We start from the raw sequence: 10,443 nt of genomic DNA, 5'->3' as shown, positions 1-10,443 counted from the left end.
CCGGCCGGGGTGGCGTCATCCGCACCGTGCCGACCCGCCCGGCGTACGACGAGCCCGACGACGAGCCGCCCGCCCCGCCCCGCCGCCGCCCCGGCCCCCGACCGGCCCGGTCCGCCGCCCGGCGGCCCACCCGCAAACCGCGCCGGCCGCCGAAGCTCGCCGACCCGCGCCGCCGGCTGCGCCTGGCCACCGTGCTCACCCTGGCGATCTTCGCCACCATCGGCGTCCGGCTGGTCGTCCTGCAGGCGGTGGACGTGCCGGAGTGGGCCGGCGCCGGCCGCAGCGACCGGCTGGTCCGGGTCGACCTGCCGGCCCCGCGCGGGGCGATCTACGACCGCTGGGACGCGCCGCTGGCCAACAGCGTCGAGGCCCGGTACGTCTTCGCCGACCCGACCCGCGTGCAGGACCGGGAGGCCACCGCGCGGGCGCTCTCCCCGCTGCTCGGCATCGCCGCCTCGAAGCTGTCCGACCGGATGCGCCCCCGGACCCGGGAGAACGGCGTGCCGTCGGAGTTCGAGTACCTGGCCCGGGGGGTGCCGATCGAGACCGCCCGGCAGGTCATGGCGCTGGAACTGGACGGCATCAACGTGCACCGCGACGAGCGGCGCGAGGTGCCCAACGGCGACCTGGCGGCCAACCTGATCGGCTTCACCAGCCCCGACATGGTCGGCCTGGAGGGGCTGGAGGCGCGCTACGACGACCTGCTCAGCGGGGTGGACGGCCGGCGGGTCTACGAGGCCGGCCGGGGCAACCTGGCGGCCCCCATCCCCGGCGGCTTCAGCCAGACCACCGAGGCCGAGCCGGGCAGTTCGTTGCAGCTGGCCATCGACGCCGACCTCCAGTTCCGCACCCAGCGCATCCTCGCCGAGCAGATGGCCAAGACACAGGGCAGCACCGGCGCCGCCGTGATCCTGGAGGTCGGCACCGGGGAGGTGCTGGCCCAGGCCAGCTATCCCGGATACGACGCGGCGAACCCGGAGGAGAGCGAACCGGTCGAACGGGACGACGCGGCCACCAGCTTCGTGGTCGACCCGGGCTCGGTGCACAAGGCGATCACCTTCGGCGCCGCCCTGGAGGAGGGCGTGATCAGCCCGGAGACGACGTTCCCGGTGCCGAACGCCGTCCGCAAGGGCGACACCTGGTTCGCCGACACCCACCCGGCGGGCGGGCGGACGATGAGCCTGGCCGGGATGATGGCGCACTCCTCCAACGTCGGGACCATCGCCGTCGCCGACAAGCTGGGCCGGGACAAGCTGATCGAGTACCAGCGCCGGTTCGGTCTCGGCCAGCCCACCGGGGTCGGCATGCCGGGGGAGGCCGCCGGGCGCATCCTGCCCGCGCAGGAGTGGAGCGGCTCGTCGTACGGGTCGGTGCCGATCGGGCACAGCGTGGACGCCACCCCGTTGCAGATGGCCGCCGCGTACGCGGCGATCGCCAACGACGGCGTGTACGTGCAGCCCCGGCTGGTCCGGCAGACCATCGCCCCCGACGGCACCCGGACCCCCACCGAGGCCCCGAAGACCCACCGGGTGCTCAGCCCGGAGAACGCGGCGGCGCTGCGGACCATGCTGGAGGCGGTCACCACCGTCCCCGACGCCACCGGCGTGCAGGCGGCGGTGACCGGCTACCGGGTCGCCGGCAAGACCGGCACCGGCTGGCGGCTGGTGGACGGCCGCAAGCAGCCGGGCGAGGTGGCCTCCTTCATCGGGATGGCCCCGGCGGAGAAGCCCCGGTACGTCATCGCGGTCTTCGCGCACACCCCGTCCGGCGGGGGCGGCCAGATCACCGCGCCGGCGTTCCGCGACATGATGCGCTTCACTCTCCAGCACTACCGGGTGCCGCCGTCGAGCGGCGCCGACGCACCGAACTTCGTGGTCTATCCCCGCTGACCGGCCGTCGCGCGACATCATCGGTTGGTGGGGACGAACCACCGGGGCGGCTGTGCGGTCGGAACCGGACGACCGGGTAGGGTCTGACGCCGTGCCCGGCAATCCACGCCCCCGTAGCGTGTCTCCCGTCCGACTCGGCGACCTGGCCACCCGGCTCCCGGCAGCGACGCCGGCCGAGCTGGTGGCCCCCGCGGCGGACGCCGCGGACCGGTCGGTGACCGGGGTGACCCACGCCAGCCAGGAGGTCCGCCCCGGCGACCTGTACGCCGCCCTGCCCGGTGCCCGACGGCACGGCGCGGAGTTCGCCGCCGCCGCGGCGGCGGCCGGCGCGGTGGCCGCGCTCACCGACCCGGCCGGCGCCCCCGCCGTGGCCGAGGCCGGCCTGCCCGCCCTGGTGGTGGCCGACCCCCGCGCGGTGCTCGGCGTGCTCGCCTCCGCCGTCTACGGCGACCCGACCGAGGGGCTGACCGTCATCGGGATCACCGGCACCGCCGGCAAGACCTCCACCGCGTACCTGGTCGAGTCGGGCCTGCGCGCCGCCGGCCACGTCACCGGCCTGATCGGCACGGTGGAGACCCGGCTGGGCGACCTCGTGATCGACAGCGTCCGGACCACCCCGGAGGCCACCGACCTGCACGCCATGCTCGCCGCCGCCCGGGAACGCGGCGTCACCGCCGTGGTGATGGAGGTGTCCAGCCACGCGCTGGCCATGGGCCGGGTCGGCGGGGTCCGGTTCACCGTCGGCGGGTACACCAACTTCGGCTCCGACCACCTCGACTTCCACGCCGACGCGGCGGACTACTTCGCGGCCAAGGCCCAGCTCTTCGACGGGCGCTGCGCGGTGGAGGTGCTCAACCACGACGACCCGGCGCTGCGCCCGCTGGTCAAGCCGACCACGGTCGGCTACTCGGCCGCCGGTGACCCGGCCGCCACCTGGTGGGCCGGCGACGTCGACGGCGAGGGGTACGCCCAGCGGTTCACCGCGCACGGCCCGGACGGGCTGGTCCTGTCGGGCGGGGTGGCCCTGCCCGGCCGGCACAACGTGGCCAACGCGCTGCTGGCGATCGCCGCCCTGGTCGGCGCCGGGGTCGACCCGGCCACCGCGGCGGCCGGCGTGGCCGCCTGCGGCGGGGTGCCGGGGCGGCTGGAACTGGTCGGCGCCGGCCCGGTGCGGGGCGTCGTCGACTACGCGCACAAGGCGGACGCCATCGTCGCCGCGCTGGCCGCGCTCCGGGAGCTGAGCGCCGGCCGGCTGATCTGCGTGATCGGTGCCGGCGGCGACCGGGACCGGGGCAAGCGCCCGGTGATGGGCGCCGCCGCGGCGGAAGGGGCCGACGTGGTGCTGGTGACCGACGACAACCCGCGGACGGAGGACCCGGCGGCGATCCGGGCCGAGGTGCTGGCCGGGGCGTACCGGGCCGGCGCGCCGGCCCGGATCATCGAGGTGCCGGGCCGGCGCGCGGCCATCGACGAGGCGGTCCGGCTGGCCGAGCCGGGCGACGTGGTGGCCCTGCTCGGCAAGGGGCACGAGCGCGGGCAGGAGGTCGCCGGGCAGGTGCACCCCTTCGACGACCGGACCGAGCTGGCCGACGCGCTGCGGGTCCGCTTCGGTGACCTGGCGGGTCGCCGATGATCCCGCTGAGCCTGGCCGAGGTGGCCACCGCGGTCGGTGGCCGGCTGGTCGCCGCCGACCCCGAGGCCCGGGTCACCGGGCCGGTGGAGTTCGACTCCCGCAAGGTCGGCCCCGGCGCGCTCTTCGTCGCCTTCCCCGGCGAGCAGGTCGACGGGCACGACTACGCCGCCCGCGCGGTGGCCGCCGGGGCGGTGGCCGTGCTCGGCACCCGCGAGGTGCCCGGGGTGCCGATGGTGCTGGTCGACGACGCGCTGCCGGCGATGGGGCGGCTGGCCCGCGCCGTGGTCGACCGGCTGCCCGGCCTGACCGTCGTCGGGCTGACCGGCTCCTCCGGCAAGACCAGCACCAAGGACATGATCGCCCAGGTCACCGCCGGGCTCGGGGAGACGGTGGCCCCGCCCGGCTCGTTCAACAACGAGCTGGGGCACCCGTACACGGCGTTGCAGGCCGGGCCGGACACCCGCTACCTGGTGCTGGAGAAGGGCGCCCGGGGGGTGGGGCACGTGCGCTACCTCTGCGACGTGGTGCCGCCCCGGATCGCCGTGGTGCTCAACGTCGGGGTGGCGCACCTGGGCGAGTTCGGCTCGCGGGAGACCATCGCGCTGGCCAAGGGGGAACTGGTCGAGGCGCTGCCCGCCGACGGGCTGGCCGTGCTCAACGCCGACGACCCCCTCGTCGACGCGATGGCGACCCGCACCGCCGCCCGGGTGGTCCGCTACGGCGAGGCGGCGCACGCCGACGTCCGGGCCGTCGACGTCACCGCCGACGTGCGGGGCCGGGCGGCGTACACCCTGGTCACCCCCGAGGGGAGCGCGCCGGTGCGGCTGGCGCTGACCGGCCCGCACCAGGTGTCGAACTCCCTGGCCGCCGCGGCGGTCGCCCGGGAGCTGGGGATGTCGGTGACCGAGACGGCCGCCGCCCTCGGCGCGTTGCGGCTGGTCTCCACCCGGCGGATGGACGTCTTCGACCGGGCCGACGGGGTGACCGTGATCGACGACTCGTACAACGCCAACCCGGCCTCGATGGCGGCGGCGCTGCGCGCGCTGGCCGGCCTGGGCGAGGGCCGGCGCAGCGTCGCGGTGCTCGGCTACATGGCCGAGTTGGGGCCGTTCGAACGGGACGGCCACCTGGAGGTCGGCCGGCTCGCGGCCGACCTGGGCGTCGACCGGCTGCTCGTGGTGGGCGAGCCGGCGGCGCCGATCCACGAGGGCGCTACAGCAGTGAAGGACTGGGGAGGAGAGTCGGTGCTGCTCACCGATCAGGCGGCGGCCGTCGAGGTGCTGCGCAGCGAGCTACGGCCGGGCGATGTGGTCCTGGTGAAGGGCTCCCGGTACCGCACCTGGGAGGTGGTCGACGCGCTGCGCGCCGAGGCCACCACCGGGGGTGGCGCCGCATGAGGGCGGTCATCGTCGCCATCGGGGTCGCCTTCCTGGTGTCGCTGTTCTGCACCCCGATCGCGATCCGGGTGTTCACCCGGCTCAAGGCCGGGCAGCCGATCCGGGCCGAGGGCCCGCAGATGCACCAGGGCAAGAAGGGCACCCCGACGATGGGTGGCGTGGTGTTCATCCTCGCCACGGTCATCGCGTACGTCGCCGGGCACCTCGCCCTGACCACCCTGCCGGACGCGCAGATCGCCCAGGTCGAGCCGACCATCACCGCCCTGGTGCTGCTGGGGCTGATGGTCTTCTGCGGCGCGGTGGGCTTCATCGACGACTTCCTGAAGGTCCGCAAGCGGCACAGCGGCGGCCTGAGCGCGCGGGGCAAGCTGCTCGGCCAGATCCTGGTCGGCGCGGTCTTCGGGGTCGTCGCCCTGTACTTCCCGAGCACCATGACCGACGCCAGCGGCGCGCTGACCAACACCGAGACGGTGGGCAGCACCACGTTGAGCTTCATCCGGGACATCCCGGCCCTGGACGTCACCAAGATCGGCGCGGTGGTCATCTTCATCTTCGTGGTGATGGCCTCGACGAACGGGGTGAACCTCACCGACGGCCTCGACGGCCTGGCCACCGGCGCCTCGGTGATGGTGCTCGCCGCGTACGCCCTGATCGCCTTCTGGCAGTACCGGCACTGGTGCGCCGACCCGACGTACACCGCCAACCCGAACAACTACTGCTACACGGTGCGGGACCCGTTGGAGATCGCGCTGATCGCCGGGGCGGCGGCCGGGGCCTGCGTGGGCTTCCTCTGGTGGAACACCTCCCCGGCGCGGATCTTCATGGGCGACACCGGCGCCCTCGGGCTGGGCGGCCTGATCGCCGGGATGGCGATGTCCACCCGGACGATCATGTTGCTGCCGATCATCGGCGGGCTCTTCGTGATCATCACGATGTCCGTGGTGATCCAGATCATCTCGTTCAAGACCACCGGCAAGCGGGTCTTCCGGATGTCCCCCCTCCAGCACCACTTCGAGCTGGCCGGGTGGAGCGAGGTCAACATCGTGGTCCGGTTCTGGATCATCGCCGGCATCGGGGTGGCGATCGCGCTCGGCCTCTTCTACAGCGACTTCCTCGCCAACATGGGCTGACCCCGCGCCGCGCCACCCGCCCCGCTTCGGGTGTGAGGAAGGGGCCCCTTTACCACCGTATGCGTTAACAGGGGGCCCTTCCTTTCCCGGTCCGACACGCCGAGTCGGGCGTTGGGCGGGTGGCGGTGCCGCTGAGCGGCAATGATGAACGGGTGGGGGAGGACCGAGGCTCCGGCGGGACAGGCGTACGGCAGCGGGAGAGGGCGGGCGCGAAACGGTCCGCCGACCCGCCCGCCGGGCTGCGCGGGCTGGACGCCACCGGGCCGCTGGCGGCGCTGCGCGGCCTGCTGTCCCGGCCCCTCGCCTCCTACTACCTGTTGATCTCCAGCGCGGGCCTGCTGCTGGTGATCGGCCTCACCATGGTCTTCTCCGCGACCAGCGTCCGGGAGTACGCCACCGGCGGCAACGCCTTCGCCGCGCTGACCAAGCAGGCCATGTTCGCGGTGATCGGCATCGTCGCGTTCTGGGTCTGCCAGCGGCTGCCCGCCCGCACCTACCGGGTGGTGAGCCGCCCCGCCCTGGCCGTGGCGGTCGGGCTGCTCCTGCTGCTCAACCTGATGCTGGTGGTGGCCCGGCTCAGCGGGCAGGACTCCGCGCGGTTCGGGCCGCTGGAGGCCCGGCTGCTCTGGCTGATCCTCGGCGGCATCCAGGTGCAGCCCTCCGAGCTGGCCAAGTTCGCCCTGGTGCTCTGGGGGGCGCACGTGCTGGCCCGCAAGGGGGCGGCGCTGGGCTGGTGGCGGGAGCTGGCGACGCCGCTGTTCCCGGTGGTCGGGCTGCTTTTCGTTTTGGTCGGGTACAACGACGTCGGCACCATGCTCTGCCTGCTCGCGGTGGTGGTCGGGCTGCTCTGGGCGGCCGGCGTGCGGGCCCGGGTCTTCGCGGCCCTGTCGGTGGTCGGGCTCGCCGGGGTCGGCCTGCTCATCGCCGCCGCCTCGCTCGGCGCCGGCTCCGGCGCCCGGGGCGAGGAGAACTACCGGCTGGCCCGGCTGACGTACTTCATCCGGCCGCCGGACAAGTGCTTCGAGGCGGGCTGCTACCAGATGGGCCAGGCCCGCAACGCCATCGACAACGGCGGGTGGTTCGGGGTCGGGCTGGGCAAGAGCGTGCTGAAGTGGAACTGGCTGCCCGAGGCGCACAACGACTTCATCTTCGCCATCGTGGCCGAGGAGCTCGGCGTGGTCGGCTGCGCGGTGATCCTCGCCCTGTTCGCGGTGCTGGCGTACACGGGGCTGCGGATCGCCCGGCGGGTCGACGACCCGTTCCGTCGGCTCGCCGCCGCCGCCGTCACCACCTGGCTGGTCAGCCAGGCCGTGATCAACATCGGCGGGGTGGTCGGCCTGCTGCCGATCACCGGCGTACCCCTGCCGTTCATCTCCGACGGTGGAAGTGCCCTGGTCGTGACGCTGGCGGCGCTCGGCATGCTGGCGTCGTTCGCCCGCGCCGAGCCCGACGCGGCCCGAGCCCTGCATGCCCGTCCGCCGGCCCGATGGGTCCGACTACTCTGGGCCCCGTTGCCGCCGCTCCCCACCGGGCGTCGCCGGCCGGCGCCGAAGGCTGCCCGCGCTCCGGCCCCCCGGGCGCGGACCCGGCGGCAGGAGAATCCGGGCCGCACCCCGCGGCGCCCGGCCGACCCGGACGGGCGCCGGGGCGGCGACTGAGAGGAGACGTTGATGGGTCCGCTGCGTTCGGTGGTGCTCGCGGGAGGTGGCACCGGGGGACACATCTACCCGTTGCTCGCCTTCGCCGACTGCCTGCGCCGACACGACCCCGGCGTCCGGATCACCTGCCTGGGCACCCCCAAGGGCCTGGAGAACGAGCTGATCCCGCCGCAGGGCTACGACCTGCGGCAGATTCCGGCGTACCAGCTTCCCCGGTCGGTCAACATGAACCTGGTCAAGACCCCGGGTCGGATGTGGACGGCGGCCCGCGCGGCGGGCCAGGTCATCGACGAGGTCCGCGCCGACGCCGTGGTCGGCTTCGGCGGGTACGTCTCGGTGCCCGCGTACCTGGCCGCCTGGCGGCGGGAACTGCCGATCGTCATCCACGAGGTGAACGTCCCGCCGGGCGTGGCGAACCGGCTCGGGATGAAGTTCACCAAGCACGTCGCGGTGGGCTTCCCGCACCAGCCGCAGCAGGCCGAGGCGCTGCGCGACGCCCGGGTGGTCGGGGTGCCGCTGCGCCGGGGCATCGCCGGGCTGGACCGGGCCCGCAACGCCGCCGCCGCCCGCGCCCACTTCGGGCTCCGCCCCGACCTGCCGGTGCTCTTCGTCGCCGGTGGCTCGCAGGGTGCCCGCTCGATCAACCTGGCGGTCTCCGGCGCGGCCAAGGAACTGGCCCGCAACGGCATCCAGGTGCTGCACGTCATCGGCGCCCGCAACGAGCCGGTGCCGGTCCCCACCGACCTGCCGGTGCCGTACGTGACCCTGCCGTACCTGTCCCAGATGGAGGCCGGGTACGCCGCCGCCGACCTGATGCTGGGCCGGGGCGGGGCGATGACCTGCGCCGAGGTGGCCGCCATCGGGCTGCCCACCATCTACGTGCCGTACCCGCACAGCAACCAGGAACAGAAGCGCAACGCGCTGCCCGTGGTGGAGGCCGGTGGCGGGCTCCTCGTCGACGACGCCGAGCTGACCCCGGACTGGGTGGAGCGGACGGTCGTCCCGCTGATCCGCGACCCGCGGCGGCTCGCCGCGATGGGCGCGGCGGCGGCGGCGTACGGGCGGCGCGACGGCGACGAGGCGCTGCTCAACTTCGTCTACGAGGCGGTCAACCGGTGAACGCCGCGCCGACCGCGACTGGAAGGTACCCGTCATGAACACCGCGCAGTTCACCCCGGCCGGCACCCTGACCGCCGAGGACCTGGGCACGATCCACCTGATCGGGGTGGGCGGGGTCGGCATGAGCGGCCTGGCCCGGCTCTTCCTCACCCGGGGCCTGCCGGTCTCCGGCAGCGAGCTGCGGGAGTGGCCCTCCCTGGCCGGGCTGCGCGCGCTCGGCGGGACGATCCACATGAGCCACGAGGCGACCAACCTGGACGGCGTGGACACCGTGGTCTACTCCACCGCGATCCCGCAGGACCACCTGGAGCTGGTCGAGGCCCGCCGCCGGGGACTGCGGGTGCTGCACCGGTCGGAGGCGCTCGCGGCGGCGATGACCAACCGCCGCGCGGTCGCCGTCGCCGGCACCCACGGCAAGACCAGCACCACCTCGATGGTGACCATGGTGCTCCAGCAGGCCGGGCAGGACCCGTCCTTCGTCATCGGCGGGGAGATCTCCGAGGTGGGCTCCGGCGCCCACCACGGCACCGGCGAGCACTTCGTGGTGGAGGCCGACGAGAGCGACCGGTCCTTCCTGATCTACCGCCCGTTCGTCTCGATCATCACCAACGTCGAGGCGGACCACCTGAACACCTACGGCGACCTGGCCACCCTGGAGGCCGCCTTCGCCGACTTCGCCCGGCTCACCGACCCGGACGGGTACGTCATCACCTGCGCCGACGACCCGGGCGGCCGGCGGCTGGCCGAGACGCTGCGCGCCGAGGGCCGGCGGGTGTACACCTACGGCGAGGCGCCCGACGCCGACCTGCGGCTGAGCGCGATGGGCTCCTCGGCGCGCGGGGTGCGGTACCTGGCCGAGATCGACGGCGAGTCGCTGGGCGAGATCCGGATGCCGGTACCGGGGCGGCACATGGCGCTCAACAGCGCCTCGGCGGTGCTCACCGGGTACCTGCTGGGGCTGCCGGTGGCGGCGGCCCAGGCCGCGCTCGGCGCCTTCCCCGGGGTCCGGCGGCGCTTCGAGCGCAAGGGCGTCGCCGACGAGGTGCTGGTCTACGACGAGTACGCCTACCACCCGACCTCGATGACGCTGGCGCTGCAGACGCTGCGCGAGGTGGCCGGGGACGGCCGGCTGATCGTGGTCTTCCAGCCGTACCGGGTCTACCGCACCCGGGACCTCCAGGCGGAGATCGCCGCCGCGCTCGGCATCGCCGACGAGCTGGTGCTGCTGGAGGTCTTCGGCCCCGGGGAGCTGCGCCAGCCGGGCGAGGGCTCGGCCGCGCTGGTCGAGGTGGTGCCGCTGCCGGCCGAGCACAAGGTCTTCGTCGACTCCTGGGACGACGCGCCGGTGGAGGTGGCCCGCCGGGCCCGCCCCGGTGACGTGGTGGTCACCATGGGCGCCCCGCCGATCTCGCTGATGGGCGACCAGTTGCTCGACGCCCTGCTCGCCCGGACCGGCGTCGCCACGCCCGGCCCGACCCTGACGCCCGGCACGCCCGGTGCGCCGGTGACCGCCGGCCCGACCGGGGCCGCCGGGACGTCGGGCCCGGCGGCGCCGGCCACCGGCGGCGGTCCGGACGGCGCGGCGCCCGCCGCCGGATGAGCCCGGGCCCGTCCCGG

General features: G+C 74.6%; 6 protein-coding genes and 1 pseudogene. All 7 read left to right on the top strand.

The window, feature by feature from the left end; translation table 11 throughout:
* A partial coding sequence (locus AWW66_RS29530) for a peptidoglycan D,D-transpeptidase FtsI family protein (RefSeq protein ID WP_245648542.1) occupies nucleotides 1-1,889 on the top strand: 1,889 nt, incomplete at its 5' end.
* 52 nt (nucleotides 1,890-1,941) lie between these two features.
* Entirely contained in the window at nucleotides 1,942-3,522 is a 1,581-nt protein-coding gene (locus tag AWW66_RS29525; protein ID WP_083979156.1) for a UDP-N-acetylmuramoyl-L-alanyl-D-glutamate--2,6-diaminopimelate ligase, read from the top strand.
* Nucleotides 3,519-4,919, top strand: coding sequence for a UDP-N-acetylmuramoyl-tripeptide--D-alanyl-D-alanine ligase (locus tag AWW66_RS29520; protein WP_067373264.1), 1,401 nt, complete (start codon nucleotides 3,519-3,521; stop codon nucleotides 4,917-4,919). The genes AWW66_RS29525 and AWW66_RS29520 overlap by 4 nt, the downstream gene beginning before the upstream one ends.
* On the top strand, nucleotides 4,916-6,049 hold the full coding sequence (gene mraY, locus AWW66_RS29515; RefSeq protein WP_067373262.1) for a phospho-N-acetylmuramoyl-pentapeptide-transferase: 1,134 nt from the start codon (nucleotides 4,916-4,918) through the stop codon (nucleotides 6,047-6,049). Before AWW66_RS29520 ends, mraY begins: the two co-directional genes overlap by 4 nt.
* Before the next feature lie 266 nt (nucleotides 6,050-6,315).
* Nucleotides 6,316-7,720, top strand: a pseudogene (locus AWW66_RS29510) (FtsW/RodA/SpoVE family cell cycle protein).
* Nucleotides 7,720-8,826 (top strand): undecaprenyldiphospho-muramoylpentapeptide beta-N-acetylglucosaminyltransferase, encoded by a 1,107-nt coding sequence (murG, locus tag AWW66_RS29505; RefSeq protein WP_067373260.1) that lies wholly within the window; start codon nucleotides 7,720-7,722, stop codon nucleotides 8,824-8,826. The pseudogene AWW66_RS29510 and the gene murG overlap by 1 nt, the downstream one beginning before the upstream one ends.
* A 34-nt stretch (nucleotides 8,827-8,860) precedes the next feature.
* Complete coding sequence (gene murC / locus AWW66_RS29500) at nucleotides 8,861-10,426, top strand: UDP-N-acetylmuramate--L-alanine ligase (RefSeq protein ID WP_067373258.1); 1,566 nt, start codon at nucleotides 8,861-8,863, stop codon at nucleotides 10,424-10,426.
* Nucleotides 10,427-10,443: the final 17 nt, after the last annotated feature.

Source organism: Micromonospora rosaria (genome assembly GCF_001567585.1).
GTDB classification, from domain to species: domain Bacteria; phylum Actinomycetota; class Actinomycetes; order Mycobacteriales; family Micromonosporaceae; genus Micromonospora; species Micromonospora rosaria.
This window is presented reverse-complemented; position numbering and strand designations above follow the sequence as displayed.